Genomic DNA, 27,000 nt, shown 5'->3' on the forward strand with positions numbered 1-27,000 from the left:
AAAAGAAGAAAACGGTGGATGCTGTGACTGAAAACGATTATGTCATCCGGGTGCTGGACGCGCCGGGGCTGGTCGATGGCGCCGCCTGGAATGCCCTGCTCGCGTCGCAGGACCCAGCAGGCGGGCTCAACCCCTTCATGCGGCACGAGTACCTGAGCGCCATGCACGCCAGCGGCAGCGCCACCCCGGCCACCGGCTGGACCCCGCGTTTCATCACCCTCTGGCACGCCGATGAGCTGGCAGGCGCCTGCGCGCTCTACCTCAAGGACCACTCCTACGGCGAATACGTCTTCGACCACGCCTGGGCCAATGCCTACCACCAGCATGGGCTGAGTTATTACCCGAAAGCGCTGGTGGCGCCACCCTTCACGCCGGTGCCCGGCCCCCGCCTGCTGGCGCGTGATGCGGCCGCGCGTACGCTGCTGGTGAAAGCGCTGGTGGCCTGGTGTGGCGAAGAGGGTTTGTCTTCTCTGCATTTGCTGTTCACCAGCGATGCGGATGTGGCGGCCTGTGAGGAAGCGGGTTTGATGCTCAGGCACAACGTGCAATTTCACTGGACAAACCTTGCCCCCACACTTGGCACTGGCGTGTCCTCGCTGCCCCCCGAGGGGGCGCATTTCGCCTTGGGACGGCCCGGCGGCGAAACCTCCTCACCCGGCTACCGCGACTTCGACGATTTCCTGATGTCGCTGAGCCAGGACAAGCGCAAGAAGATCCGCCAGGAGCGGCGCAAGGTGGCCGAGGCCGGGGTCAGCTTCCGCTGGTCGCTGGGTGCCGACATCACCTCCGCGGACTGGGACTTCTTCTACAGTTGCTACGAGCGCACCTATTACGAACACGGCAACGCGCCCTACCTGAGCCGCGACTTCTTCCGGCGCATGCAGGACGACATGCCGGAGAACTGGCTGCTGTTCGTCGGTGAACGCAACCATGCCCTGATCGCTACAAGTTTGATAGCTGTCAGTCAAGGCGGGACAGGAGCTGCAGGCCAATTTGGCACCGAATCCGGCGCCAGGGTCGCCTACGGCCGCTATTGGGGCGCGACTGAGCGCGTGGACTGCCTGCACTTCGAAGCCTGTTATTACCAGCCGCTGCAGTGGTGCATTGAGCATGGTTACCAGCGCTTCGAAGGCGGCGCCCAGGGTGAACACAAGATGGCGCGCGCCCTGCTGCCGGTCAAAACCACCAGCGCCCACTGGCTGGCCCATCCAGCTTTTGCCGACGCGGTCGAGCGTTTCCTCGAACGTGAAGGCGAAGGCATAGGCGCTTACATGGATGAGCTGGACCGCCGCAACCCCTTCCGGCAAACCGGCAGCCCTGCCGGCGGCTGAGACCGCTTCAGTTTTGATAGCAAGCTGCGCAGGGCCGCCATGGGCTGACAGCCTGTTTGGCTTGTGAAACAGGCTGTTTTAAGCTGTCGGCCTGAACCAGACTTTTTCAGCATGCTTGATCCATCCTCCGCAATTTCCGAGTCCACACCTTCCATCGGGCCGGCCGCCGTACTCGGCAAAATCCACGCGCGCCGCCTGCGCGAGATTTACCGCTCGGCTGGCTGGCCCTGCCAGGACCTGATCGAGATCGAACTGCTGGCGGGCGGCTTGCTGCAGCGCGTGGCTGGGCCGGCAGGCCACGAGACTTTGCGCGTCACCGACGCCGGTGTCAGCTACCTGGCCACCACGCTGGTGCGCACCCGCTCGGCGCTGTCGGCCCATGAGGCGCTGGTCGAACGCATCGCCTGCGAGATGCTGCGCGCCGGCCGCATCACCTGGCGCGGCCTGGGGCTGCGGGCGCAGCTTCCACCGCTGGAAGAAGGCGGCAAGATCCGCTGGTGCATTGCCAAACCCGATGTCTTCTCCATCCGCAATACTTCGGTCGCCGAGTATGTCGATCCGGTGGTTCACGAAATCAAGGTGCGTCGCTCCGACCTGCTCGGCGACTTGAGGCGTCCCGACAAACGCGCCGCCTACCTCGACCTGGGCGGCGAGTGCTGGTATGTGCTGGGATGTGATGCGAAGGGACGATGCATCGCCGACCCCAGCGAGGTGCCGGCCGAATGCGGTGTGATGGTGATTGAAAACGGGCGTTTCGCCGTCGCCCGCGCAGCGCCCCGGCACATGCGCCAGCAACTTCCGTTTAGCGTCTGGGTGGCCCTGGCCAAGGCCACGCCGGTGGTGGGTTTGAATGACGATGAGCAGGCCATGCTGGCTGATGCGCAATCTCAGTGCAGTTGACTCGCGTCCCCGGCAAACCCTAGTGGTCCGGGACTGCCGACTCGGTTAATGTCTCCCCCACGGAGACACCCCAACAATGAAATCCCTGACCGGCCTCGACGCCACATTCCTCTACCTCGAAACCCCCGAGATGCCCATGCATGTGGGCTCGCTCAACCTGTGCGAGTTGCCGGCTGACTTCAAGGGCAGCTTTCACAAGGCGGTCAAGGCGCACATTGCCAGTCGCATCCACCTGGCGCCCATCTTCAGTCGCAAGCTGCTGTTCATGCCTTTCGACATCGGCCACCCGCTGTGGGTAGAGGCTGAATCGGTGGATATTGACTTCCACATCCGGCGCGTGCCCTGCTCCGCGCAAAAACCCATGACACTGGCACAGGCGCACACCCTGGTGGCCAAACTGCACAGCGAGTTGATCGACCGCGCGTACCCGTTGTGGGAGTTTTACGTGTTCGACGCGATCAAGCTGCCATCGGGCGAACGTGTGGGCGGCTTTTTCTCGAAGATTCACCACGCGGCGCTCGACGGCAGGGGCGGCGTGATGCTGGCCAATGCGATGCTCGATGTCGGCCCGGTGCCACGCGAGGTAGTGCCACCCGATCCGGCAAGGCGCGGCAAAACGGCGGCTGATCTGAAAGTTGGCAAGATGATCGGCTCGGTCTTCTCCAACTCGCTGGCGCAAGTGGCCAAGCTGGCCAAGTCCCTGCCCTCGGCCGCCAGCACCCTGGGCAGCACGCTGGCCAAACAGTCCCTGCAAGGCGGCACGGGTCGGCCCAAGATGCCGATGAAGCTCGCGCCCAAAAGCCCGTTCAACACCGCCGTGACGCAGGGCCGGGTGTTTGTTGCGGCCACGGTGCCGCTGGCCGAATGCAAGGCCATGGGCAAGGCGGTCGGCGGCAGTTTCAACGACGTCGCGTTGTGGATCTGCTCGACCGCGCTGCGCAGCTACCTGGCGCAACACAACAGCGTGCCCGCCAAGTCGCTGGTCGCGGCCATGCCGGTGTCCTTGCGCGAAGCCGGCGCCAGCGACGCCAGCGACCTCGGCAACCAGGTCAGCATGAGCCTGGTCGAACTCGGCACCCACATTGCTCACCCGCTCAAGCGCATGAACGCGATCATGGCGTCCACAGCCAAGGTCAAGAGTTCGATGCAAAGCCTCAAGGGCCTGCTGCCGACCGACTACCCTTCCCTGCTGGCGCCCTGGCTGGTCGGCGGCGCGGCGAAAGCCGCACTCAACGCCTACGGCAAGACCGGGTTGGCGAGCCGCCTGCCGATGGTCGCCAACCTGGCGATCTCCAACGTACCCGGCCCACCGGTGCCTTTGTTTCTGGCTGGCGCGAAGATTGTGAGTTTTCATCCGCTGTCCATCGTGATACATGGGCTGGCGCTCAACATCACGATCCAGACCTACGCCGGCCATGTGGATTTTGGCATCGTCGCTGGCAAAAAAGCCTTGCCTCATGCGCAGGACCTGGCGCGCGCCATCACCGCTGCTTTCCATGAGGCACAGGCGCTGCTGGGCGCCGCAGCACCGGCCACACCCCCTGAAACGCGTGTCGCCTCAGCGACGCTTTCAGGGAAGTCTCGCTCTGTGAAAAGCGCCGGTGGTCCCAAGATAAGTGTCATCAAAAACAAAGCTCATCCATCCAATGCATCCAGCCATGGCACAACCCGCACCCCGGCAGTCGGCGCAAAACCCAAACAAAAAGCAAGCCCTGCACGACGGCCCGCCGCCTAACGCCTGGCTGCTGGCGCTGGAGTTCCGTGCCTTCTGGGAGTTTGGCGCTTTGCTGCCGGCCTGGCCGGTGCTGGCCCGAGCGCCGCGCGGCGACGGCCACGGTGTTGTCGTTTTCCCCGGCCTGTCGGCCAACGACGGCTCCACCATCCCGCTGCGCCGCTACCTCGACTCGCTGGGCTACGCCACCAGCGGCTGGGAGCAAGGCTTCAACTTCGGCCCGCGCGCCGGTGTGCTTGAAGCGGCCCGGGCCCAGGTCACTCGCGCCTTCCATGAGACCGGGCACAAGGTCAGCCTGATCGGCTGGAGCCTGGGTGGGATCTACGCGCGTGAGCTGGCCAAGGAGTTTCCGCACATGGTGCGCGGTGTGATCACCTTGGGCACGCCGTTTGCCGGCTCGCACCGTTCCACCAACGCCTGGCGTATTTATGAACTGACCAGCGGCCGCAAGGTCGAGCGCGAGACTGAAAACTATGACCTGCCGGTGGCGCCGCCGGTGCCCACCACCAGCATCTATTCACGCAGCGACGGCATCGTGGCCTGGCAAGGCAGCATCCAGAAAGCGGCCGCCGATCACCCGCAGACCGAAAACGTGGAAGTCGTTGCAAGCCATGTCGGCCTGGGCATCAACCCAAGCGCCTGGTGGGCAGTGGCCGACCGGCTGGCGCAGCCCGAGGACGCGTGGAAACCGTTTGCACGCAAGGGCACATTTCTGCACGGACTGATTTACCCCGACCCGACCCGCGCTGGCTGAACCCAGGGCAGTCAACAGCCTTTCAGTTGGTCATCTCGGGCTTGACCCGGGATCCGTGCAACAGGACATACAGGCGCGGGCAGGCGCTGCATGGATTGCGGTTCGAGTCCGCAATGACAATGAGGTCGCCCCCTTTTTGATAGCTACCATCCCTTGCAGGACAAGGGTCGGAGGGCTAAATCACCTGAAAATCAGGCTTCGGGGTGTTCCTTGCGGTAGTTGGCGATACCGTCGGTGATTTCCTTGTGGGCCGCGTCAAGGCCTTCCCAGCCATTGATCTTGACCCACTTGCCTTCTTCGAGGTCCTTGTAGTGCTCGAAGAAATGCGCAATGGTTTTCAGGCGCAGCGGATTCATGTCTTCGGGTTTTTGCCACTGCGTGTACAGCGAACACTTCTTGTCGATAGGCACGGCCAGCACCTTGCCGTCTTCGCCGGCTTCGTCGGTCATCTTCAGGATGCCGATGGCGCGGCAGGTCACCACCACGCCAGGGATCAGCGGCACCGGCGTGATCACCAGCACATCGACCGGGTCGCCGTCGCCGCTCAGGGTCTTGGGCACATAACCGTAGTTGGTCGGGTAGTGCATGGACGTGCTCATGAAGCGGTCCACAAAAATCGCGCCGGACTCCTTGTCGACTTCGTACTTCACCGGGTCGGCGTTCATCGGAATTTCGATGATGACGTTGAACGAGTCGGGGGCGTTTTTGCCGGGGGTAACTTTATCGAGTGACATGGTCGCTTTGCGTAGAGATAAATAAAAAGGATGAGGGCTGCGTGATCAGTATTTACCCTCATTTTACTGATTCAGACCTGACGCTTCGCGAACTTGTCACGTTTTGGCGTTAAATTTCGACAGTTGGCCAATCGTCTCCACGCATGTTGAGAGCAACGAGGAAGCAACGCAGCGGGGGCTCCGCTAGCGTGGCGCCCCCTCCAAGCGAAAAACAACGTAGGAGATTTCTCTATGACAGGCAACTCAGCGCTCATTCTTGCGCTCGTCTGCGGCTTCATCGCCGTCGGGTACGGTTTCTGGGCCCGCAGCTGGATTCTTTCCCAAGACGCAGGCAACGCGCGGATGCAGGAGATTGCAGCCGCCATTCAGACCGGCGCCGCCGCCTACCTGGCGCGTCAATACAAAACCATCGCCATCGTCGGCGTCGTGCTGGCGGTCCTGATCGCCATCTTCCTGGATGTGCCCAGCGCCATCGGCTTCGTTGTCGGCGCGGTGCTGTCGGGCGCCTGCGGTTTTATCGGCATGAATGTGTCGGTGCGCGCCAATGTGCGTACCGCACAGGCGGCAACCCGCGGCATTGGCCCTGCACTCGACGTCGCCTTCCGAGGCGGCGCCATCACCGGCATGCTGGTGGTGGGGCTGGGTCTGCTGGGCGTCACGGCGTTTTACTGGTTTCTGGTGGGCAACGGCAACTACACCCCCGATGCGAAGCTGGCCAACCTGCTGAACCCGCTGATCGGTTTTGCCTTCGGCTCATCGCTGATTTCCATCTTCGCGCGTCTGGGTGGCGGCATTTTCACCAAGGGCGCCGACGTGGGCGCTGACCTTGTGGGCAAGGTCGAGGCCGGCATTCCGGAAGACGACCCGCGCAACCCGGCCGTGATTGCCGACAACGTCGGCGACAACGTCGGCGACTGCGCCGGCATGGCCGCCGACCTGTTTGAAACCTACGCGGTGACGCTGATCGCCACCATGGTACTGGGCGCCCTGCTGCTGGGCACCGCCGGCACCGCTGCGGTGGTGTATCCGCTGGCGCTGGGCGCGGTGTCCATCATCGCCTCCATCATCGGCTGCTTCTTCGTCAAGGCATCGCCTGGCATGACCAACGTGATGCCGGCGCTTTACAAGGGTCTGGCTGTGGCCGGTGGCCTGTCGCTGATCGCGTTCTACTTTGTCACCACCTGGCTGATTCCTGACAACGCCATCAAGGCTTCAGGCACCCAGATGGCGCTGTTCGGCGCCTGCGCCGTTGGCCTGGTGCTGACCGGCGCGCTGGTCTGGGTCACCGAGTACTACACCGGCACGCAGTACGCGCCGGTCAAACACATCGCCCAGGCATCGACCACCGGCCACGGCACCAACATCATCGCCGGCCTCGGCGTGTCCATGCGTTCGACCGCCTGGCCGGTGATTTTTGTGTGTATCGCGATCTGGGTGTCGTTCTACCTCGCCGGCCTGTACGGCATTGCGATTGCCGCGACCTCCATGCTCAGCATGGCCGGCATCGTGGTGGCGCTGGACGCCTACGGCCCGATCACCGACAACGCCGGCGGTATCGCTGAGATGGCCGACATGCCGCCCGAAGTGCGCGCAGTGACCGACCCGCTGGACGCCGTGGGCAACACCACCAAGGCGGTGACCAAGGGTTATGCCATCGGTTCGGCCGGTCTGGCGGCGCTGGTGCTGTTTGCCGACTACACCCACAAGCTCGAAGCCTACGGCCGGGCCATCACCTTCGACCTGAGCAACCCGATGGTCATCATCGGCCTGTTCATCGGTGGCCTGATTCCCTATCTGTTTGGTGCCATGGCGATGGAAGCCGTGGGTCGCGCCGCCGGTGCGGTGGTGGTCGAAGTGCGCCGCCAGTTCCGTGACATCAAGGGCATCATGGACGGCACCGGCAAGCCCGAGTACGACACCGCTGTTGACATGTTGACCACCGCAGCCATCAAGGAAATGATGATCCCCTCGCTGCTGCCAGTGGTGGTTCCGATTCTGGTCGGCCTGCTGCTCGGCCCCGCCGCGCTGGGTGGCCTGCTGATGGGCACCATCGTGACCGGTTTGTTTGTGGCGATTTCCATGTGTACCGGCGGCGGTGCCTGGGACAACGCCAAGAAATACATTGAAGACGGCAACCACGGTGGCAAGGGCTCCGAAACGCACAAAGCTGCCGTGACCGGCGACACCGTGGGTGACCCCTACAAGGACACGGCGGGCCCGGCCATCAACCCGCTGATCAAGATCATCAACATCGTGGCGCTGCTGATCGTGCCGCTGATGATGAAGTTCCACGGTGGCCCCGCCACGGCCGCACCGGTCGCACCGACCGCAGCGCCAGCGATGACCAGCGCGCCAGCGGCGCCCGTCACCACAGTGACTGCACCTGCCGGCATGCCGGCACCCGCACCCACCCAGGCGGCCGATGCCGCAGCGACGCCCACCGGCGGGCCTGCACCGGCAGCGTCCGCAGCGAAATAAAAGAAGAAGCCGCGTTTTGCCTCAGCCCGCTTCGGCGGGCTTTTTTACGCGCGGTGATTACTCGGGCACGGCCAACACGGCCCGCACCAGTGCGCTGCAGGGTTGCGTGAGTTCCACCAGATCGGCCGTGCGGCCCGATTCAATCGCCTGCAGCACCAGCTCGTTGATGCCGCCGACCACCGCCATCGCCATGGTGGTGTGGCGCGCCGCGTCCTGCGGCGTATGCACATGGCCGGCATGCACCACCTGCACCACGAAATCGGCCAGTTCCTGGTTCATGCGGCGGCGCACCTGCAGGCCGGGGTCGCCCAGGCCCAGAATTTCAATAAACAGGGTGCGCAGCAGCGCCGGGTTGCTGGCCAGGCAAGCCAGGTAAGCACCCAGGGCATGCTCCACTTGGGTCTTCCAGTCACGGCGCGGGTCGATGGAATCCTTCAGCACCTTGAGCGCGCCATGGCTGGCCGCAACGTAAAGCGCGATCAGGCATTCGTCCTTGCTTGCAAAACACTCGTAAAAACTGCGTTTGGAGGCACCGGCCTCACGCACGATGTCGGCCACCGTGGTGTCGGCGTAGCCTTTGGCTGCCACGCTGTGCGCCATGCCTTCAATCAGGCGCGCGCGATAGGGGTTGGCTGGCGCTTCGGCTTGGCGGGTGGTTTCAGGGGGCATGGATAAAACGCAATCAGTTTTTGGTACTTGACAGTACCACAGCATGGTCTTACAGTCATCCTCACTGGTACCACGCGGTACCAACCACTTTCCCCTTGGAGATGACCATGAGCGAACTTGTTGTACGGCGCCTGCTGATTGACCTCGAAACACCGCTGCCGCGCCACTGGTGCGCCGGTGATGCTTTCCGCACGGCTTTTTTCAATGCGCTGTCCATGAGTTTCCCGGTCGGCGAGCAGTTTTTCATTGACGCAGTGCGCAACGGTTTGAAGGCCCTGCCCGCGCCACAGCAGGAAAAATACAAGGCGGAAGTCCAAGGTTTCATTGGCCAGGAGGCCACCCACCGCCGCATCCACAGCCTGTTCAACGGCCATCTCGGCAGCCACAGTCTGGTCAACGACTGGGCGCCGCGCGCCGAACGCAACATGCAGATGCTGGCCGGCACCAACCCGCTGCATGCGCTGGCGATCACCGCTGCCAATGAACACTTCACTGCGATATTTGCCGAGTGGCTGCTGCGCAACCCCGACTTGCTGGCACCCTGCGAGCAACGGCTGCAAACCATGTGGTTGTGGCACAGCGCCGAGGAGTCAGAGCACAAGAACACCGCCTTCGACATCTATGCGGCGCTGGGCGGCAACCATGCATGGCGCATCAAATGGTTCCGCCGCATCACCATCGTCTTCGTGAGCGACACCGTGCGCCAGACCGTCAACAACCTGCGCCATGACGGTACCTTGTGGAAGTGGTCGACCTGGACAAGCGCCGCCAGCTTTTTGTTCGGCCAGCGCGGTCTGGTGCGCCAGACCTTCAAGCCCTGGCGCGCTTATCTGCGCGGGGATTTTCACCCCGACCAGCAGGCGACCGAGTTGTCGGCGCGCTGGCTGGCAACCCACGGTGATCATTACGTGCAGGTGGGTGTATAGCCGGTTACAGCAGGCTTTCGGGCACCACGGTCCCCAGCAGCCGGTTGTAGAACCGCTGCAACCAGCTCGACTCGGGCTCTGTCGAAAGCACCACTTCCTTCTCGTCGTCCACGGTCAGCCATTCAATGGCGCCGGCCGTGCCGACCAGCCGGAGCCGGTAGGCATTTTCCAGCTTGCTGATGTTGATGATGCGCAGCATCTCACGCGCGAGCTGGGGGCTGTCCACCATGATGCCGAGTTCGGTGTTTTTGGTGGCCGAGCGTGGATCGAGATTGACCGAGCCGATAAACATCATTCGCCTGTCGATGACTGCCGTTTTGGCATGCAGCCGCCCCAGCGAGCTACCAAATCGTTCAAGTCGTTTGTTGCGGGTGGTACGGGCGGGGCTCAACTCGTACAGATCAATACCCGCTTGCAGCAGCCTCTGGCGGTAACGCACATACCCGGTATGAACCAGCGGCTCGTCGGTAGCAGCGAGCGAGTTGGTGAGCAAAGTAAGCGCGACTCCGCGCTGACGCAGCTCCTCGAAAGCAGCCATGCCCTTCTCACCTGGCACCAGGTAGGGTGAGGTCATCAACACCTCCTTTTCCGCCGTCAGAAGCTGGCCCCAGACCCGCATGGTGACGCTGGTAGCAAGTGCCTCGGCCTCGGTCATGGAGCGCAGTTTGTGCGGCGGGTCGGCAACCGCCGTGGCGCGCCCCCACAGGAAACCGACCCGGCCAGCGGAGAGCTCCTCGCCGATGGGACCGTAGCCGAGCACGTCCGTGGGTGGCAGATCCAGACGGGGTGGCGGGTCTGCCATGCCCACCGTGTCGTCAAAATCGCTGGCCATCACTGCGCGCAAGTCGCGGGAACGGACGATGGCAGCGACCGGATACACCTCTTCGCTGTTCCAGTAGGCGTCGAAAATCGCCGTCAGCTCGCTCATGACCTGCCCCACCACCAGCGCATCCATGTCGATGAAATTCTGCGCGGTGTTCAGGGTGAAGTATTCATCGGCGATGTTGCGGCCACCGGCCACCGCCATCACGCCGTCGGCGATAAAAAGCTTGTTGTGCATGCGGTGGTTGAGCCGGGCAAAATCAAAAGCCGAAGTGATGAACCGCCCCGCGAGCTGCTCGCGCGCGCAGCAAAATGGATTGAACAGCCGCACTTCGATATTCGGCGTCGCGCCCAGCGCCAGCAACAACTGCTGGGTGCGGGCGGTATAGAGATCATCGACAAGCAGCCTCACGCGCACCCCGCGCTGTGCGGCTTCCTTGAGTGTGCGAAGCAACAATCGGCCTGCACCGTCGTTTTCAATCACGTAATACTGAACATCCAGGCTGTACCTGGCCCGCCGGGCCAGCTCCAGCCGCGCGTCAAGTGAATACACCCCCAGCGGCATCAGACGAAAGCCGGAATGTTCTCCCGGAGGCGTCGAAGCTGTCACGATTTTCGCCAGATCGCCCGACGCATCAACCTTCAAGGCGTACGTGGGAGGCATCTCCTTGACCGCGGGCAGGCTCCCACACGCGGTGACGAAGGCTGCAGCGCCCAGCACCAGGACGCGACAGAGCAGGCGCGAAAAACTTCGTTGCAATAAGATGGGAAACATTACTCTGGGCGATCTCTATGAAGCTGCTGGCAAGAAAAATACTTTCAACAGGAGCCATCATGCTCGCTTTTGCGCCGTTGGTTCCGGTGCAGGCTGCACTGGACATTGGCGACACCGTCCCAAAATTCAGCGCGCCGGCCGCTCTCGCCGGAAAAACTTTCACCTTCTCCCTTGCCGCAGCGCTTGCCAAGGGGCCTGTAGTGGTCTATTTCTTCCCGGCAGCGTTCTCGACAGGATGCTCGATTGAAGCGCACGCCTTTGCCGATGCCATTGAACAGTTCACCTCGCTGGGCGCCAGCGTCATTGGTGTTTCCACCGACGACATCGACACGCTTTCCAAGTTCTCCAGCCAGGCTTGTCAGGGCAAGTTTCCCGTTGCCTCGGATGAAAACAAGACCATCAGCAAGTCGTTTGACGCCTTGATGCAGACCCGGCCCGACTATGCCAACCGCATTTCCTATGTGATCGCGCCCAACGGGTCAGTGGCCTACTACTACCAGAGCCTCAACCCCTTCAAACACGTCGAGAAGATGCTCGCGGCGATCAGGGATTTGCCGCAAAACCGCGACAAAAAATAGCCACCGTCAAGGAACCGTCCGGGCCCCTCGAGCGCCTTGCGTCGCAATGGCGCAATGGCGCCATTGCGCAAGGCCACTGAATGACATCAGCAACGCCCTCGCCCGAGCCAGCATCACCTTGGCCAACACGGGCTGCCCAGCTGGCGCAAGGGCGACAGTACGGCCCACAAATAGCTACACTTTTGATAGCATACTTTGCTAGCAGGTCAACGGAAATGACCCGATTGAACCCTCAATCCAACACCTTGCAGGATACATTGCAAACTGTCATGCGCGGGCTAAACTGGCCGCTCAAAAAACACGGAGACAACATGACACCTATTCGCCCAAGCCTGCGCGGTCTGGCCTTCTGCATGGCTTTGGTCCTGCCGCTGCTGGCCAGCGCCCGCGAGTTGCCGCGCAGCACCCCGGAACGGGTGGACCTGTCCTCGCAGCGGCTGGAGATGATCACAGAAACCCTCAAAGCCGACGTGGCGGCCAACAAGATTCCGGGGGCCGTGCTGCTGGTGGCGCGCCGCGACAAGGTGGCCTATTTTGAAAGTATCGGCAAGCTCGACGCCGCGACCGCTGCACCCATGAGCAAAGATGCGATCTTTCGCATCTACTCCATGAGCAAACCCATCACCACGGTAGCGGCGATGATGCTGGTCGAAGACGGCAAGCTCAAGCTGGAAGACCCGATTGCGTTGTATTTGCCCGAGTTTGCAAAAATGACAGTGGGTGTGGAAAAACCCGATGCCAGCGGTACACCGACGCTGGACGTGGTGCCCGCCCGCCGCCCCATCACCGTGCAGGACCTGATGCGCCACACTTCCGGCATCACCTATGGCTTCTTCGGGCCGGGGCTGGTCAAAAAGGCCTACAACGATGCCAACCTCAATGCGGGCGACCCGGACAACAAGGAGTTTTCCGAACGTATTGCCAAACTGCCACTGGCCTATCAGCCCGGCACCACCTGGGACTACAGCTACTCCACCGACATTCTCGGGCGCGTGGTGGAAGTGGTCTCTGGCAAGTCGCTGTTTGCCTTTGAAAAAGAGCGCCTGCTGGACCCGATGGGCATGACCGACACCAGCTTTTATGTGACCGATGCCGCCCGGCAAAAGCGTCTGGCCGAACCGCTGGCCAACGACCGTAACTTTGGTGTTGGTGCCGACATCAGTGACCCGCGTATCGTCCGAAAAATGGAGTCCGGTGGCGGCGGCATGGTGTCCACCGCGAGCGACTACGCGAATTTTCTGCAAATGCTGCTCAATGGCGGCACGCTGGACGGCAAACGCTATTTGGGGCCCCGCACCTTGCGTCTGATGACCGCCGACCACTCCAATTCCGGCTCAGGCGTGACACCGGGCCCGCTCTACCTGCCCGGCGCCGGTTATGGCTTTGGCCTGGGGTTTGCGGTGCGGCGCGCCACGGGCGAAGCCGCCTACCCCAGCGAGGCCGGCGAATACTACTGGGGTGGCGCCGGTGGCACCTACATGTGGGTCGATCCCAAGTCCGAGATGTTTGTGGTCTTCATGATGCAGTCGCCCAAACACCGTACCCATTACCGAAGCCTGATTCGCAACATGGTCTACGCCGCCGTACTGAAATAAGGGTCAAGGGCAAACGCCAGGCCAGCGCCGGTTTGCCCTTGCGCGAGAATAGGGCGATGCAACTCAATTACATCGCCAACGCCTCGGTCCGCTCTGCGTCCGGCAAAACCATTGCCGTCATTGATCCGTCCGACGGCCAGATTTTTGACGAGATCCAGCGCAGCAACGCGCAAGACATCAACCACGCGGTTCAAGCCGCCCACGACTGCCTGGACAACGTCTGGCTGAAGGTCAGTGCCGCCGAACGCGGGCGGCTGCTGATGGCACTGTCGCGCAAGATCGCCGACCATGCCGACGAACTCGCGGCCATCGAACAGCGCGACTGCGGCAAACCGACCAAACAGGCCAAAGCCGACGCCGCCGCGCTGGTGCGCTACTTTGAGTTCTACGCCGGTGCCTGCGACAAGCTCCACGGCGAGACCCTGCCCTACCTCGACGGCTACAGCGTCATGACCTGGCGCGAGCCGCACGGCGTGACCGGCCACATCATCCCGTGGAATTACCCGATGCAGATTTTCGGCCGCAGCGTCGGCGGTGCACTCGCGGCCGGCAATGTCTGTGTGGTCAAGCCGGCCGAAGACGCCTGCCTGTCGCTGATCCGCGTGGCGCAACTCGCCGCCGAAGCCGGCTTCCCCGCTGGCGCCATCAACATCGTCACCGGTTACGGCCACGAGGTCGGCGACGCCCTCGCCCGCCACCCAGGCATCCAGCACATCAGTTTTACCGGCAGCCCGACCGTGGGCACATTGATTCAACAGGTCGCGGCCGAGCGGCATTGCCCGGTCACGCTGGAGCTGGGCGGCAAAAGCCCGCAAATCGTGTTTGCCGACGCCGATCTGGACCAGGCGATTCCGGCGCTGGTCAACGCCATCGTGCAAAACGCCGGCCAGACCTGCTCGGCCGGCTCGCGCCTGCTGGTGGATGAAAAAATTTACGAGCCACTGCTGGCGCGCCTGGGCCAGGCCTTCGAGAGCCTGCGCGTCGGCCCCGCCACCCTGGACCTGGACGTCGGCCCGCTGATCCGCCAGACCCAGCAGCAACGCGTGTGGGATTTTTTGAGCGACGCACAGGTTGCGGGCATCATTATGGTCGCGCAGGGCCAGATCGTCGATGAAGCGCCCGACACCGGCTTCTACCAAGCGCCCACCCTGCTGCGCGACGTGCCTGTCATGCATCGACTGGCACAGGAAGAGGTGTTCGGCCCGGTGTTGTGCGCGATGAGTTTTCGGGACGAAGACCACGCCGTCGAACTCGCCAACGCCACGCAGTTTGGCCTGGTGGCCGGCATCTGGACACAGGACGGCGGCCGCCAGTTCCGCATGGCCAAACGTGTGCAGAGCGGCCAGGTTTTCATCAACAACTACGGCGCAGGCGGCGGCGTGGAGTTGCCGTTTGGCGGCGTCAAGTCATCGGGCTACGGACGTGAAAAAGGGTTTGAGGCGCTGTACGGCTTCACCACGCTCAAAACCGTGGCCATCAAACACGGCTGAATCCAACCGTCCATTTTTTTAAGCAAATCAGGCTGTAGCCCTTATCTGGTATGGGCTTGCAGCTATATATTCAGTAGCATTTCAGGAGACATACCATGCGCGTGAGCAATAAATCCATCATCGTCACCGGCGCCGGCGGCGGCATCGGCGAAGGCATCGCCAAACGGCTGGCGGCTGAAGGCGCCCAAGTCATCGTCAACGACATCAACAGCGCGCTTGGTGAAAAAGTCGTGGCCGAGATTGTTGCCGCAGGCGGCACCGCGTCGTTCTTCAAGGCCGACGTGACAAAAACCGCCGAGATGAAAGCGCTGGTGGACGCCGCCGTGCAGCGCCACGGCAAACTCGATGTGATGGTCAACAACGCCGGCTGGACACACCTGAACCAGCCCGCACTGGAGACCACCGAAGAAGAATTTGACCGCTGTTACGCGATCAACGTCAAAAGCATTTACCTCTCGACCATCCACGCCACGCCGGTGTTCCGCAGCCAGGGCGGCGGCAGCTTCATCAACATCGCGTCGACCGCCGGCGTGCGGCCGCGACCGGGCCTGTCCTGGTACAACGGCTCCAAGGGCGCGGTGATCACCACCTCCAAGTCGCTGGCGGCCGAACTCGGCCCCGACAACATCCGTGTCAACTGCATCAACCCGGTGTTCAACCCCGACACCGCCTTGTCCACCCAGTTTGCCGGCGGCAGCGTCACCGGCCCCGAGGGCGAAGCGCGCCGTGCCAAATTCCTGGCCAGCATTCCACTCGGGCGTTTTTCGACCGCGCTGGACGTGGCCAATGCCGCGCTTTACCTCGCCAGCGACGAGGCCGCCTTCATCAGTGGCGTGTGTATCGAGGTGGACGGCGGGCGCTGCGTCTGACGCCGGGGAAACAGGCAGTGAGCCGTAGGGGATTTCAGTTTGTGACAGACTGAAACAATTTTTCGGAGACCCACGATGCTTGTACAACTCACCTATGCCAGCCGCACTGCAGGCATTGTCGGTGCCAGCGATGTCAAGGAGATTCTCGCCGCCTCAACGCGGAACAACGCACGGGTCGGGGTGACCGGCGCCCTGTGTCTGTGCAATGGCATTTTCCTGCAGCAGTTGGAGGGTGACAAAACGGAGGTGAATGCGCTGTATCACCGCTTGCTGCGGGACGAGCGCCATCGTGATCCGGCCATCCTTGATTTCTGCGAGATCACCCAGCGCCGCTTCGGAAGCTGGTCCATGGGCCTGTTGTCCACGCTCGAAGAAAACCGCCAGCTTTTCCAGAAGTATTCAAGCAGCCGTGACTTTGACCCTTATGCGATGAGCATCCCTTCGCTGCGCGCCTTTTTCAGCGAAGTGGTGGACAACGTGCGCTGGCTCGGCTGATTGTCCTCCCCGCCCCTCCAGGTGATGACGGTCGGGGACCGGGCTATAGTCGTATCGGGGCCAACAACGTCAATTGCTCTTTTGGCCTTTCGAACATGACTGAAAAAATCATTCCCATCGCAGACCTGCGTTACGCCGCGCGCGTACCGCATGTGCCTGCCCAACTGCAGGCACCGACCGGGCTGCTGGCCGACACGCTGGCCCGGCCGCTGCACGATCTGCGCATCAGCGTGACCGACCGCTGCAACTTCCGCTGCAGCTACTGCATGCCCAGCGAGGTGTTTACCAAGGACTATGCGTTTTTGCCGCAGACCTCCTTGCTGAGTTTTGAGGAAATCACGCGCCTGACAAAAATTTTCGTGGCACACGGGGTCGAGAAAATCAGGCTGACTGGCGGCGAGCCGCTGCTGCGCAAACATCTTGAGGTCCTGATAGAGATGCTGGCGAAGATTCAGACGCCGGGTGGCAAGCCGCTGGACATCACCCTGACCACGAATGCCTCGCTGCTGGCCAAAAAAGCCCAGGCATTGAAAGACGCCGGGCTGCAGCGTGTCACCGTGAGCCTGGACGGGCTCGACGACGCCGTGTTCCGCCGCATGAACGATGTGGACTTTCCGGTGGCCGACGTGCTGCGCGGCATCGAGGTCGCGCACAAGGTCGGCCTGGCGCCGATCAAGGTCAACATGGTGGTCAAGCGCGGCACGAACGACGCCGAGATCCTGCCCATGGCCAGGCACTTCCGTAACTCGGGCGTGGTGCTGCGTTTCATCGAATACATGGACGTGGGCGCCACCAACGGCTGGCGCATGGACGAGGTCTTGCCTTCGGCCCAGGTGATAAACCTCCTGCAGTCCGAATTTCCACTGCAAGCCATCGACGCGAACTACCTTGGCGAAACGGCTGAGCGCTGGCGTTACCTCGACGGCGCTGGCGAGGTCGGTGTGATCAGCAGCGTCACCAATGCGTTCTGTGGCGACTGCAACCGGGCCAGACTCTCGACCGAAGGCAAACTTTTTCTTTGCCTGTTTGCCAGCCAGGGCCATGACCTGCGTGCGCTGCTGCGCAGCGGCAACTATTCCGACGAACAGATTTCTTCGGCCGTGGCCCACATCTGGCAGCGCCGCGATGACCGGTATTCGGAGTTGCGTGCGGCGCTGCCGCCGGACAGTTCGATGCCTGGTACCGACGGCGGCAAACGTGTCGAGATGAGTTACATAGGCGGATAGATCAATGATTGACACGATAGACGGCGCAGAAATCACCGGCGTGATCCTCGCGGGCGGGCGCGGCTCGCGCATGGGCGGCGTGGACAAGGGCATGCAGAACTTCAATGGCGTGCCTTTGGCTTTGCACACGCTGCTGCGCCTGTCGCCGCAGGTCGGTGAAGTGATGATCAACGCCAACCGCAACCTGTCGGCCTACGAATCGTTTGGTGTGCCGGTCTGGCCGGATGCGGGCGGTATGGGTGAGTTTTCGGGGCCGCTGGCAGGTTTCATCACCGGGCTGGAGCGCTGCGAGACCCCCTACATGCTGACCGTGCCCTGCGACACGCCGCTGTTCAGCGAGGACCTGGTGCCTCGCCTGGCACAAGCGCTGGTGCGCGAAAACGCCGACTTCGCCGTGGTGGCTGCCCCCGAAGAAGACGGGCAATTGCGCGCCCAACCGGTGTTTTGCCTGATGCGCGCCAGCATGTTGGAGAGTCTGGCGGTGTTCACCAGCGGTGGCGGGCGCAAGATCGACGCCTGGACCGCGCAGCACAAGACCGTGCTGGTGCCCTTCAACCAGCCGGGCGACGACCCGCGCGCCTTTTCCAACGCGAACACGCTGGCCGAGCTTCATCAGCTCGAAGCCCTGCGGCCATGACACCAGCCTCCGTGAAATCCATAGACCAGATCGTGGCTGAACTGCAGGGTTACGACCCGCAGGCCCTGTCAGCGACCGATGTCGCGCGCTTTCTGCAACTGCTGGTCGCACCGGTTGTGGACCGGCAGGAGCTGCCGCTGTTCGACGCCCTGGGCCGGGTGCTGGCCGATGATGTGATCTCGCCTTTCGATGTGCCTCCGCACGACAACTCGGCCATGGACGGTTACGCCTTCGATGGCGCGGCCCTGGCCTCGGGGACCGAACTGCATCTGAAAATCGTCGGCACGGCGCTGGCCGGCAAAGCCTGGCAGGGCACGGTGGCCGCCGGCGAATGCCTGAAAATCATGACCGGCGCCATCATGCCGGCAGGGCTCGACACCGTCGTGCCACAGGAATTTGTCGGCGTCCAGGGCGACAGCATCAGCATTCCGCCCCGGCTGCTGCAGCCTGGCGACAACCGCCGGCTGCGCGGCGAGGACCTGAGGGAAGGTCGGGCTGCGCTATCAAAAGGTGAGCTGCTCACGCCCGCCCGACTTGGGCTGGTGGCCTCTTTGGGCATGAGAACGGTGCCGGTTCTGCGGCCGCTGCGGGTGGCCTACTTTTCCACCGGTGACGAAATCCTCTCGCTGGGCGAGCCTCCGCGCGAAGGCGCGGTCTACGACAGCAACCGCTACACCGTCTTCGGCATGCTCAGACGGCTGGGCTGCGACGTCATTGACATGGGTGTGGTGCGCGACGAGCCAGCGCTGCTGGAAGCTGCCTTCAGGGGCGCTGCCGAACAGGCCGACGCCATCATCACCTCGGGCGGTGTCAGTGTCGGCGAGGCCGATCACACCAAGACCATGATGAAAAAACTCGGTGACGTAGCTTTCTGGCGCGTCGCCATGCGCCCCGGGCGGCCCATGGCTGTTGGCCGGATTCTTCAAGCAAAAACAGGCTCCAGCCCTTTATCAACAGGCGCAAGCAGCTCTCAAAACAATAGCAGTCCGAACGGGGCTATCCTTTTTGGCTTGCCTGGCAACCCGGTCGCGGTGATGGTGACTTTTCTGGCGTTTGTGCGCCCTGCCCTGCTGCAGATGATGGGGTGCACCGCAAGCGCTCCCCCGCTGCTCAGGGCGTGCAGCCAGGAGGCGATGCGCAAGAAACCTGGCCGCACCGAGTACCAGCGCGGGACCGTCAGCACGGCAGCCGACGGTTCATTGCAGGTCAGGACCACTGGCAATCAGGGTTCAGGCGTGCTTTCGTCCATGGCCGAGGCCAACGGACTGATTGTGCTGCACCACGCCCAGGGCAATGTGGCCGTGGGCGACGAGGTGGACGTGCTGATGTTTGACGGCGCGATCTAGGCGCCGCACAAAAGCGAAGGCCCGAGCCCTGCAAAAGGTCGGGCGAACAATACATCAGCCCGAACGGGCGCGCATCCGGTTGACCAGCGTTTCCTGCGCCACGCGCATGCGCTCCACCGCTTTGGCCAGTCCGTGAAACTCCAGCACCCCGAGTTCGGGCACCCGAACATGGGTCTGGCCAACGCTGATTTTCTCAACAGCGGCGGTCAGGGCCTCCACCGGTTTGAGGATGGCGCCGGGCAAGGTAAACGCCAGCGCCAGCGCAATCACGCTACCCAAGGCAGCGCTGATCGCAATACCCACCAGCAGCGTGTTGAATCCATCACGCGCGACATCAGCCAGTGCCAGAGTTTCCTTCGTTTTCTCGGCCTGTAGCGTTGCCACACCCTTGATGAGGTCGTTGGAGAAACGGTCCTTGCCGGCCTTGATCATCTCGTTGACCTCGCCCGACGAAAACATGACAGGCTTGGGTGCGGGCGCTTCGTCCACCTTGCTGGCCGCCACATTTTTGCCTTTTTCCGGCGGGGGCGCGGGTACGGGTGCGGCAGCGGCGCGCTCAGCCAGCGCGACGCGGCTGGCCTGACCAGTCACCGCGTCGAAGACCTTGCGCATCTCAGCCGCATAAAAATCACCCGCCGCCCACCACACGGTGATTTGCGCGCTGTCCGAAGAGCCAAAAGCGCCGCCCGCATTGGCTCTCATCTTGGCCAGCGAGGCCGATATTTTTCCGGCGGTGACCGACCACTCTTTTTCATAAGCTGTCCGCCGCTCCACATCACCGACGTAGACAAAGTACTCCTTCTCATAGCGCCGGATTTGCTGGGCCAGTATGGCCAGCTCATTGAGTTGTGATGTTGCCTGGGTGTTTTTACGCACCGTGTCGACCACGCCTTGTTTGATGCGCTCTTCGACAACCCAGGTCAGAGTGGCCTGGGCAATGAAGAAAAACACGATGAGCATGAGGCCCAGTGTGAGGCGTTTTTTGAAGGATGTTATTTTCATTTTTTGCTCGCGGAGTTAAGTTAGCGGGGCCCACCGTAGTTTTTAAGAATCTGCTGGCGGATGTTGTCCGCCGACAGTGTTTTATCGACCAGACCGGCGAGCCCGATAAAGAAGACGCGCAGGCGCGCTTCATCCGGCAGCTTGTCGTAGGCCTTCGCAGATGTGAGTTGCTCGACCGCATCCTCGGCCACAAATTCAGCCGCCACGCCCATGTGCGGCAGCAATACGTCTGCAGTGGCCTTTCGAAGACGCGCTTCATCGATCATTTGTCATTCCCCTGAATCCGGTACGAACAGGGCAACCACAATGCGCGGCCTTGACGCAAGCTCCATCTGCCTGTTGGAATCTGGACTGTAGGGCCCAACTGTTACCAAATGTGTCGGATTTTTGACATTGAGGGTTCCCCGGCAGGAAAATCCCGCGTCACCCCTGCGCGTATGCAGATATCCAACAGGTGCCCGCCGAGGTACTTGCCTCCGGTCGAGGGAAAAGGAGACAGTTCAGATTGAAGGCCGCTCTCGCTGAGGCAGCCTGGCCGCCAGCGCAGAACATGTGGCGGCAGGCGCAGCTCTATTTGGCGATGATTTCGGCCTCATGCGGGACACCGGGCAATTCCCTGGCCTCGGCCTTGTTGGCGCCCGGAATTTTCTTGCGGGCAAACAGGGCGTACATGGTGGGCACCACAAAAATGGTCAGCAAGGTGCCCAGCGACATGCCACCCACAATCACCCAGCCGATCTGGATACGGCTTTCAGCACCGGCGCCACTGGCCAGCGCCAGCGGCATGGCCCCCAGCACCATCGCACCCGTTGTCATCAAGATCGGGCGCAGGCGTTGCGACGAGGCCTTGATCAGCGCCTCCAGCATATCCATGCCCTGCCCGCGCAACTGGTTGGTGAATTCAACAATCAAAATTCCGTGTTTGGTGATCAAGCCCACCAGCGTGATCAACCCGATCTGCGAATACACGTTGAGCGACCCCCCCGACAGCTTGAGAGCGATCAAGGCCCCAATCATCGACAGCGGCACCGACAGCATGATGACCAGGGGATCGACAAAACTCTCGAACTGCGCCGCCAGCACCAGGAAAATAAAAACCAGTGCAAGGACGAACACGATGACCAGTGCGCCTTGCGAACTTTTGAACTCGCGCGAGGTGCCGTTCAGGTCCGTGCTGTAGCCCGGCTTGAGCACCTTGGCCGCGGTCTGGTTCATGAAGGTCAGCGCCTGACCGAGGGAATAGTCTGGTGACAGATTGGCTGTGATGGTGGCGGCCCGGCGCTGGCCAAAGTGATTGAGCTCGCGCGGGGACACGGCTTCACGCACCGTGACCAGACTTGACAGCGGAATCATGGCATCGCTGCGGCCACGCACATAAATGCCTTCGATGTCTTCCGGCGTGCTTCGGCCGCTGGCCTGGGTTTGCACGATCACGTCGTACTGCTCGGCATCGCGCTTGTAACGGGTCACATTGCGTCCGCCCAGCATGGTTTCAATCGCCTTGGCCACCACCTCAACACTGACGCCCAGATCAGCGGCCTTCTCCCGGTTCACGTCGATACGCAACTCGGGTTTGTTCAGCCGCAAATCTGAAATCGGGGACTGAATGCCCGGATTTTTGGCGATCTCGGCCAGCATTTGTTCAACCACGCGGTTGAGGTTTTCGTAGCTGTCCGAGGTCTGGATCACAAAATTCAGAGGTCGCTCACGAAAGCCCTGCCCCAAGGACGGCGGTGTGATCGGGAAGGCCGTCACACCGGGCAGGCTGGCAAACTTGGGCTGCAGCTCACGCGCCATGTCCAGCGTGCTGCGGGTCCGGTTCTCCCAATCGACCGTGCGATAGATCACGCTGGCTTGCGACACCGTCGGGTTGCCGACACTGGCGAAAATCCGGTCAAATTCCGGGTAGGGCTGGCCCATTTTTTCAAGGGCCTGGGCATAGCGGTTGGTGTAGTCCAGCGTGGCGCCGTCGGGCGCATTGACGGTCGCCAAAATCGTGCCGCGGTCTTCCAGTGGCGACAGTTCCTGCTTCATGGTCGGGAAAATCAGCAGGATCGCCAGCGCACTGGCCAGCATGACGCCCACCACAATCCAGCGCGCCTGCAACAGCAGACCGCCGAGCCGGCTTCCCCGGCCGGTACCGCCGGCGCTGCCCGCCCCAAAACGCGCCGTGAGTAGCCAGCGCAGCAAGCGACCATAACGGTCAGACACCGCATTGAGGAAGCGCTCCATGCCGCGGTCAAATGCGTTCGGTTTGGGATTGTGTTTGAGCAGCTTGGCACACATCATGGGCGTCAGCGTCAGCGCGACAAAACCCGACACCACCACCGCACCGGCCAGCGCCAGCGCAAACTCGACAAACAGCCGGCCGGTACGCCCCGGCGTGAAGGCCAGTGGTGCATACACCGCCACCAGCGTCGCCGTCATGGTGATCACCGCAAACCCGATTTCACGTGCGCCCTTGATGGCTGCCGAGAAAGGGTCCAGCCCCTCCTCGATGTGGCGAAAAATATTCTCCAGCATCACGATGGCATCGTCCACCACCAGGCCGATGGCCAGCACCAGCGCCAGCAAGGTGAGCGTATTGATGGTGAAGCCCGCCAGCGCCATCAGCGCAAAAGTGCCGACCAGGCTGACCGGAATGGTGATGATGGGGATGATGGACGCGCGGAAGGTTCTCAGGAAGACAAAAATCACCAGCGCCACCAGCGCCACCGCCTCGGCGATGGTGGTGTAGACGTTCTTGACAGAGCGGTCGATGAAAACCGAGTTGTCGTTGGCAATATCGACGTTGACGCCCGGCGGCAAATCAGCCTTGAGTTGGGGAATCATGTCGCGCACACCCTTGGACAGGTCCAGGGGGTTGGCCGTGGCCTGCCGGATCACGCCCGCCCCAATCGCGGAGCGCCCGTTCAGCCGGACGCCGCTGCGCTCATCAGCGGCGCCCTCCTCGATGCGGGCCACGTCGCGCACCTTGACCGGGAAGCCATTGACACTTCTGATGACCACCTCGCCAAACTGCTCGGGACGCACCAGACCGGTTTCCGAGGTCACACTGAACTCCCGCTGCTGCGATTCAATGCGCCCTGCCGGCACCTCCAGGTTGCTGCGGCGTATCGCATCTTCCACATCCTGCGTGGTCAGGCGGTAGGCTGCCATTTTTTCGGTATCGAGCCAGACACGCATCGCGTATTTGCGCTCGCCAAAAATGCGCACATCGGCGACCCCCGTGACGGTTTGCAGGCGCGGCTTGACGATGCGGTTGACCAGGTCGTTGATCTGCAGGCGGCTCAGGCTGTCGCTGGTAAAGGCCAGCCAGATCACAGGAAAGGCGTCGGCCTCGACCTTGGCAATCACCGGCTCTTCAATCGCCTGCGGCAGTCTGTTGCGCACGCGCGAGGTCCGGTCGCGCACCTCGGCGGCGGCCGCATCGGCGTCTTTTTCGAGCCGGAAACGCACCGAGATCTGGCTTTGGTCGGCCCGGCTGATCGAGGTCAACACATCAACGGCGTCGATCCCGGCAATCGAATCTTCCAGCGGCTTGGTAACTTGTGACTCGATCACCTCGGCCGACGCACCGGGGTAACGCACGCTCACGGTCACCACCGGTTCGTCGATTTTGGGGTACTCGCGCACCGTCAGGCGCTGGAAGCTGACAGCGCCTATCAGCACAATCAGCAGGGACAGCACGGTGGCAAATACCGGCCGGCGAATCGAGACTTCAGCCAATTGCATCAAGGTCTCTCCTGTGGTCGCACCACATCAAATTCAGGCCGGGTTGCGCGGGGCCGGCCGCGCCACAGACTCCTGCGGGCCAGCCGCCGGCGCGGGCGCGGCGCTGCGGCGACTTGCTGCCGGTGGAACGCCCATATCGCGCATGCCGACTAGGCAGGGATTGGCGCCTGCGGCAACCTGGGGCGCCAGCGCCTCAACCGGTGCGGGGGCCGGCGCCGGTGATTTTGCCGATGGCGCAGCGGTCGCGTTCAGGACCACCACGCTGACCTTCATCCCGTCCCGCTGAACCCGCTGCTGGCCGGTGGTGACCACGGTATCACCAGCCTGCAGGCCGCCAATGATTTCAACTTTACCCGGCCGGCGAATACCCACTTGCACGGGGATACGCTGCGTGGTCCAGGTCTGGGCCTCCGCGCCCGGTGTCAGCTTGATGACGAACTGGCTGTCTCCCTGGGGCAGCAAGGCCTCCTCCGGAATCACCGTGGCGTTGTCACGCTGGCCAAACACCGTGTTGACGCGCGCAAACATGCCAGGACGCAGTCGCAATTGCCGGTTGTCGATGCAGGCCCGCACCGCGACCGAGCGCCCATTGGCGTCAATCAGCGGATCGATGGCTTGCACCACTGCGGTGTATTTCTGGCCGGGCAAGGCGTCCAGGTCCACACGCGCGATCTGGCCGCGCCGCACCTTGCTCTGAAAGCGCTCTGGCAGGCGAAAATCAACAAACAAGGCATCGATATCTTCAATGTTGACAATGTCGGCGCCATCCTTGAGGTAGTCGCCGGGATTGACAAGACGGATGCCGGCAATGCCGTCAAACGGCGCAACAATTTTCAGGCGCGCTGCCGTTGCTTTGGCCAGCGACAGCTTGGCCTGAGCCACCTGCAAGTTGGCAGCGCTTTCGTCGAGCGAACGCTGGCTGACAAAATTCTGCGCGACCAGTTCCTGGTTGCGTTTCTGGTTGGCCTGGGCAATCGACAGTTCGGCCTGGCTTTGCTGGACCTGCGCCAGCGGAAGCTGGTCGTCGAACTGCACCAGCACCTGCCCCTTGCGCACGCGCTGGCCATCGGTGAAGTTGAGTTGCGTGATGCGCCCGCTGACTTCAGGACGCAAGACCACGCTGCGACGCGAGCGCAGGCTGCCCACCGCCTGCGCATCATCGACCAGCCGGACGACTTCGACTTTCGCGGCCTCGACCGTTACCGGCTTGCCCGCGCCACCCGCAGCAACCGGCCCCGTCGCCGCCGATGGCCCATTTGCGCTGGCAGCCTTGGGCTTTTGGTACCACCAGGCAGCACCCGAAGCCAGCGCTATACCGGCCACAGCGACAGTCGCGTAAATTACTTTTGATGCCATGGGGACGAGACTTGTCATTGAAAAGATACAACTGCCGAATGTAGCAGGACACCCCCCGCCTTGCATCTTTTCAATCAAGGGTGAGAGGACTTGCGCGCCAGCTTTACAAGGCCTTTACGAAAACGGAATTGGCGCTCTCCGCAGATACTAAGCACACTTACGGTGCACCTTGCCGGTGCCTCACAGCGCACAGCCCGTCAGCGCTGTCAGCGCCTGGACAAGGCCACCTCGACACCCTTGTTGGCCAGCACATCGGCCCGTTCGTTGCCAGGATCGCCATCGTGGCCGCGCACCCACACCCATTCGATGTTGTGACCACTGCCACTGACCAGCGCATCGAGCTTTTGCCAGAGATCGACGTTTTTGACGGGCTCTTTGGCCGCAGTGCGCCAGCCTCGGGCTTTCCAGCCCTTGATCCATTCGGTCATGCCCTTGAGTACATACTGGCTGTCCACGTAAAGCGTCACGCGGCATGGGCGTTTGAGAGCAGAAAGCGCCTCAATCACCGCCGTCATCTCCATGCGGTTGTTGGTCGTCGACAGCTCGCCGCCAAACAGTTCCTTGACACTGTCACCGGTGGTCATCATGGCGCCCCAGCCGCCGGGGCCGGGATTGCCCTTGCAGGCCCCATCGGTATAAATCACCACATGTTGGGCTGCGGTTTGCGAAGGGTCAGTCATGTATCGGGGTCCAGGTTGCGAGTCTCAGATGAAATGGAAAATACACCAGATCGCCTGACCTGGTTGGCAATCGCCACCGGGGCGCTCGCCTTCGCTTTTTGCGTCTTCCAGGCCGGCTCCAGCAGGCGCATTCCACGCACCCGCTTGACCGCCACCAGAAAATACAGCGCACCGAAGATGGGCCAGGAGCGCGCCCCGATCTTGTCCATCCAGGCAAAGCGCTCCAGCGAGACACGGCTGCTCACAGCCGGCCGGTAGCAACCAAACTGGCCCGATTCAACCTCGAAGCTGAGCAGGCGCAGCCAGTCGCGCAGCCGCCAGTAACCGATGAACTCGCCGGCCTCTGGCAAAAACAGCTCGCCGTAACCCAGACGCCGGTAAAAATGCGCGCGGCGCTGGCGCAGGCCCCACAGGCTGGCTGGATTCAGTCCGCTGATGACCACGCGGCCTTCGGGTACCAGCACCCGCTCGACTTCGCGCAGCGTGGTGTGCGGGTCGCTGCTGAGCTCCAGCGTGTGTGGCAGCAGCACCAGGTCCAGGCTGTTTTCAGGAAACGGCAACGCTGCCGGTTCCGTCAGCAATGCCACGCGCGGGGAACTTGCAGCGTCACCGACAGTCGCAACCGAGCTGTCGCCGGGCGGCGGTGCAGCCGCGATGGACGCGCCGTCGGCGCCTTGCAGGGCGAGCCATTTGTGGGGCATGCGGTTGGCGCGCAGCGCGTCGAGTTCGGGCAGCCCCAGTTGCAGCGCGTGGTAGCCGAACATGTCAGCCACTGCCTGGTCGAATCGCTCACGCTCCCACGCCAGCAAATACTCGCCGGGCGGGGTCCTGAACCAGTCGGTGAAACCTATAATTTGTGAGTCCATCAAA

General features: G+C 62.4%; 23 protein-coding genes. 14 read left to right on the forward strand and 9 right to left on the reverse strand.

The genetic code is table 11. The features are described from left to right. The first annotated feature begins 23 nt into the window (after nucleotides 1-23). The 4 genes from ACH2CW_RS15765 (at nucleotide 24) to ACH2CW_RS15780 (ending at nucleotide 4,717) form a co-directional block, all read left to right on the forward strand. Nucleotides 24-1,331: a GNAT family N-acetyltransferase gene (locus ACH2CW_RS15765; protein ID WP_395059838.1), complete on the forward strand. Its 1,308-nt coding sequence runs from the start codon at nucleotides 24-26 to the stop codon at nucleotides 1,329-1,331. Nucleotides 1,332-1,442: 111 nt separating this feature from the next. Further along, complete coding sequence (locus ACH2CW_RS15770; protein ID WP_395059840.1) at nucleotides 1,443-2,231, forward strand: hypothetical protein; 789 nt, start codon at nucleotides 1,443-1,445, stop codon at nucleotides 2,229-2,231. Nucleotides 2,232-2,307: 76 nt separating this feature from the next. Beyond that, the gene (locus ACH2CW_RS15775) at nucleotides 2,308-3,966 is read left to right on the forward strand and encodes a wax ester/triacylglycerol synthase family O-acyltransferase (protein ID WP_395059842.1); all 1,659 of its coding nucleotides are present in this window, start codon (nucleotides 2,308-2,310) and stop codon (nucleotides 3,964-3,966) included. Beyond that, nucleotides 3,890-4,717, forward strand: coding sequence for an alpha/beta hydrolase (locus ACH2CW_RS15780; protein WP_395059844.1), 828 nt, complete (start codon nucleotides 3,890-3,892; stop codon nucleotides 4,715-4,717). Before ACH2CW_RS15775 ends, ACH2CW_RS15780 begins: the two co-directional genes overlap by 77 nt. Nucleotides 4,718-4,908: 191 nt before the next feature. On the opposite strand, the gene ppa is transcribed toward ACH2CW_RS15780, so the two are convergent. Then, a complete protein-coding gene (ppa, locus tag ACH2CW_RS15785) occupies nucleotides 4,909-5,451 on the reverse strand; it encodes an inorganic diphosphatase (RefSeq protein WP_395059846.1) in 543 nt (180 codons plus the stop codon). A 231-nt stretch (nucleotides 5,452-5,682) separates the two neighbouring features. Between ppa and ACH2CW_RS15790 the strand changes: the two genes are divergently transcribed. After that, entirely contained in the window at nucleotides 5,683-7,929 is a 2,247-nt protein-coding gene (locus ACH2CW_RS15790) for a sodium-translocating pyrophosphatase (RefSeq protein ID WP_395059848.1), read from the forward strand. A gap of 57 nt (nucleotides 7,930-7,986) precedes the next feature. On the opposite strand, the gene ACH2CW_RS15795 is transcribed toward ACH2CW_RS15790, so the two are convergent. Continuing rightward, a complete protein-coding gene (locus tag ACH2CW_RS15795) occupies nucleotides 7,987-8,598 on the reverse strand; it encodes a TetR/AcrR family transcriptional regulator (RefSeq protein WP_395059850.1) in 612 nt (203 codons plus the stop codon). Between the two features lie 107 nt (nucleotides 8,599-8,705). Between ACH2CW_RS15795 and ACH2CW_RS15800 the strand changes: the two genes are divergently transcribed. Further along, complete coding sequence (locus ACH2CW_RS15800; protein ID WP_395059852.1) at nucleotides 8,706-9,524, forward strand: metal-dependent hydrolase; 819 nt, start codon at nucleotides 8,706-8,708, stop codon at nucleotides 9,522-9,524. A 4-nt stretch (nucleotides 9,525-9,528) separates the two neighbouring features. On the opposite strand, the gene ACH2CW_RS15805 is transcribed toward ACH2CW_RS15800, so the two are convergent. Continuing rightward, a complete protein-coding gene (locus ACH2CW_RS15805; protein WP_395059854.1) occupies nucleotides 9,529-11,010 on the reverse strand; it encodes a phospholipase D family protein in 1,482 nt (493 codons plus the stop codon). Nucleotides 11,011-11,147: 137 nt separating this feature from the next. On the opposite strand from ACH2CW_RS15805, the gene ACH2CW_RS15810 reads away from it, so the two are divergent. The 8 genes from ACH2CW_RS15810 (at nucleotide 11,148) to glp (ending at nucleotide 19,357) form a co-directional block, all read left to right on the forward strand. Further along, on the forward strand, nucleotides 11,148-11,699 hold the full coding sequence (locus tag ACH2CW_RS15810; RefSeq protein ID WP_395059935.1) for a peroxiredoxin: 552 nt from the start codon (nucleotides 11,148-11,150) through the stop codon (nucleotides 11,697-11,699). 311 nt (nucleotides 11,700-12,010) lie between these two features. Further along, entirely contained in the window at nucleotides 12,011-13,294 is a 1,284-nt protein-coding gene (locus ACH2CW_RS15815) for a serine hydrolase domain-containing protein (protein ID WP_395059856.1), read from the forward strand. 56 nt (nucleotides 13,295-13,350) lie between these two features. After that, nucleotides 13,351-14,784, forward strand: coding sequence for an aldehyde dehydrogenase family protein (locus ACH2CW_RS15820; protein ID WP_395059858.1), 1,434 nt, complete (start codon nucleotides 13,351-13,353; stop codon nucleotides 14,782-14,784). Nucleotides 14,785-14,879: 95 nt separating this feature from the next. Further along, a complete protein-coding gene (locus tag ACH2CW_RS15825) occupies nucleotides 14,880-15,653 on the forward strand; it encodes an SDR family oxidoreductase (RefSeq protein WP_395059860.1) in 774 nt (257 codons plus the stop codon). Between the two features lie 75 nt (nucleotides 15,654-15,728). Next, nucleotides 15,729-16,148 carry a BLUF domain-containing protein gene (locus ACH2CW_RS15830; protein WP_395059862.1) on the forward strand — a complete coding sequence of 140 codons (420 nt, stop codon included), beginning with the start codon at nucleotides 15,729-15,731 and terminating at the stop codon, nucleotides 16,146-16,148. Between the two features lie 95 nt (nucleotides 16,149-16,243). Then, nucleotides 16,244-17,374, forward strand: coding sequence for a GTP 3',8-cyclase MoaA (moaA, locus tag ACH2CW_RS15835; RefSeq protein WP_395059864.1), 1,131 nt, complete (start codon nucleotides 16,244-16,246; stop codon nucleotides 17,372-17,374). 4 nt (nucleotides 17,375-17,378) lie between these two features. Continuing rightward, entirely contained in the window at nucleotides 17,379-18,011 is a 633-nt protein-coding gene (gene mobA / locus ACH2CW_RS15840) for a molybdenum cofactor guanylyltransferase MobA (RefSeq protein WP_395059866.1), read from the forward strand. A gap of 11 nt (nucleotides 18,012-18,022) precedes the next feature. After that, a complete protein-coding gene (glp, locus tag ACH2CW_RS15845) occupies nucleotides 18,023-19,357 on the forward strand; it encodes a gephyrin-like molybdotransferase Glp (RefSeq protein ID WP_395059937.1) in 1,335 nt (444 codons plus the stop codon). 54 nt (nucleotides 19,358-19,411) lie between these two features. Here glp and ACH2CW_RS15850 read toward each other — a convergent pair whose 3' ends face one another. From ACH2CW_RS15850 to ACH2CW_RS15875, 6 genes are all read right to left on the reverse strand, one after another. After that, nucleotides 19,412-20,359, reverse strand: a complete 948-nt coding sequence (locus ACH2CW_RS15850) for a HAMP domain-containing protein (protein ID WP_395059868.1) — start codon at nucleotides 20,357-20,359, stop codon at nucleotides 19,412-19,414. A gap of 20 nt (nucleotides 20,360-20,379) precedes the next feature. Continuing rightward, nucleotides 20,380-20,625: a hypothetical protein gene (locus ACH2CW_RS15855; RefSeq protein WP_395059870.1), complete on the reverse strand. Its 246-nt coding sequence runs from the start codon at nucleotides 20,623-20,625 to the stop codon at nucleotides 20,380-20,382. A gap of 304 nt (nucleotides 20,626-20,929) precedes the next feature. After that, entirely contained in the window at nucleotides 20,930-24,094 is a 3,165-nt protein-coding gene (locus ACH2CW_RS15860; RefSeq protein ID WP_395059872.1) for an efflux RND transporter permease subunit, read from the reverse strand. A 33-nt stretch (nucleotides 24,095-24,127) separates the two neighbouring features. Continuing rightward, nucleotides 24,128-25,450 carry an efflux RND transporter periplasmic adaptor subunit gene (locus tag ACH2CW_RS15865; protein ID WP_395059874.1) on the reverse strand — a complete coding sequence of 441 codons (1,323 nt, stop codon included), beginning with the start codon at nucleotides 25,448-25,450 and terminating at the stop codon, nucleotides 24,128-24,130. Nucleotides 25,451-25,656: 206 nt separating this feature from the next. Next, nucleotides 25,657-26,130, reverse strand: coding sequence for a ribonuclease HI (gene rnhA / locus ACH2CW_RS15870; RefSeq protein WP_395059876.1), 474 nt, complete (start codon nucleotides 26,128-26,130; stop codon nucleotides 25,657-25,659). Then, nucleotides 26,127-26,996: a class I SAM-dependent methyltransferase gene (locus ACH2CW_RS15875; protein ID WP_395059878.1), complete on the reverse strand. Its 870-nt coding sequence runs from the start codon at nucleotides 26,994-26,996 to the stop codon at nucleotides 26,127-26,129. Before ACH2CW_RS15875 ends, rnhA begins: the two co-directional genes overlap by 4 nt. Between the last annotated feature and the right edge of the window lie 4 nt (nucleotides 26,997-27,000).

This window comes from Polaromonas sp. (assembly GCF_043778355.1).
Taxonomy (GTDB): Bacteria; Pseudomonadota; Gammaproteobacteria; order Burkholderiales; family Burkholderiaceae_C; genus Polaromonas.

What these genes read in the sequence shown, in the direction of transcription:
- ACH2CW_RS15770 (WP_395059840.1), top strand. Translation starts at nt 1,443, where the DNA reads ATGCTTGATCCATCCTCCGCAATTTCCGAGTCCACACCTTCCATCGGG.
- ACH2CW_RS15775 (WP_395059842.1), top strand. Translation starts at nt 2,308, where the DNA reads ATGAAATCCCTGACCGGCCTCGACGCCACATTCCTCTACCTCGAAACC.
- ACH2CW_RS15780 (WP_395059844.1), top strand. Translation starts at nt 3,890, where the DNA reads ATGGCACAACCCGCACCCCGGCAGTCGGCGCAAAACCCAAACAAAAAG.
- ppa (WP_395059846.1), bottom strand. Translation starts at nt 5,451, where the DNA reads ATGTCACTCGATAAAGTTACCCCCGGCAAAAACGCCCCCGACTCGTTC.
- ACH2CW_RS15790 (WP_395059848.1), top strand. Translation starts at nt 5,683, where the DNA reads ATGACAGGCAACTCAGCGCTCATTCTTGCGCTCGTCTGCGGCTTCATC.
- ACH2CW_RS15795 (WP_395059850.1), bottom strand. Translation starts at nt 8,598, where the DNA reads ATGCCCCCTGAAACCACCCGCCAAGCCGAAGCGCCAGCCAACCCCTAT.
- ACH2CW_RS15800 (WP_395059852.1), top strand. Translation starts at nt 8,706, where the DNA reads ATGAGCGAACTTGTTGTACGGCGCCTGCTGATTGACCTCGAAACACCG.
- ACH2CW_RS15805 (WP_395059854.1), bottom strand. Translation starts at nt 11,010, where the DNA reads ATGCCTCCCACGTACGCCTTGAAGGTTGATGCGTCGGGCGATCTGGCG.
- ACH2CW_RS15815 (WP_395059856.1), top strand. Translation starts at nt 12,011, where the DNA reads ATGACACCTATTCGCCCAAGCCTGCGCGGTCTGGCCTTCTGCATGGCT.
- ACH2CW_RS15820 (WP_395059858.1), top strand. Translation starts at nt 13,351, where the DNA reads ATGCAACTCAATTACATCGCCAACGCCTCGGTCCGCTCTGCGTCCGGC.
- ACH2CW_RS15825 (WP_395059860.1), top strand. Translation starts at nt 14,880, where the DNA reads ATGCGCGTGAGCAATAAATCCATCATCGTCACCGGCGCCGGCGGCGGC.
- ACH2CW_RS15830 (WP_395059862.1), top strand. Translation starts at nt 15,729, where the DNA reads ATGCTTGTACAACTCACCTATGCCAGCCGCACTGCAGGCATTGTCGGT.
- moaA (WP_395059864.1), top strand. Translation starts at nt 16,244, where the DNA reads ATGACTGAAAAAATCATTCCCATCGCAGACCTGCGTTACGCCGCGCGC.
- mobA (WP_395059866.1), top strand. Translation starts at nt 17,379, where the DNA reads ATGATTGACACGATAGACGGCGCAGAAATCACCGGCGTGATCCTCGCG.
- ACH2CW_RS15850 (WP_395059868.1), bottom strand. Translation starts at nt 20,359, where the DNA reads ATGAAAATAACATCCTTCAAAAAACGCCTCACACTGGGCCTCATGCTC.
- ACH2CW_RS15855 (WP_395059870.1), bottom strand. Translation starts at nt 20,625, where the DNA reads ATGATCGATGAAGCGCGTCTTCGAAAGGCCACTGCAGACGTATTGCTG.
- ACH2CW_RS15860 (WP_395059872.1), bottom strand. Translation starts at nt 24,094, where the DNA reads ATGCAATTGGCTGAAGTCTCGATTCGCCGGCCGGTATTTGCCACCGTG.
- ACH2CW_RS15865 (WP_395059874.1), bottom strand. Translation starts at nt 25,450, where the DNA reads ATGGCATCAAAAGTAATTTACGCGACTGTCGCTGTGGCCGGTATAGCG.
- rnhA (WP_395059876.1), bottom strand. Translation starts at nt 26,130, where the DNA reads ATGACTGACCCTTCGCAAACCGCAGCCCAACATGTGGTGATTTATACC.
- ACH2CW_RS15875 (WP_395059878.1), bottom strand. Translation starts at nt 26,996, where the DNA reads ATGGACTCACAAATTATAGGTTTCACCGACTGGTTCAGGACCCCGCCC.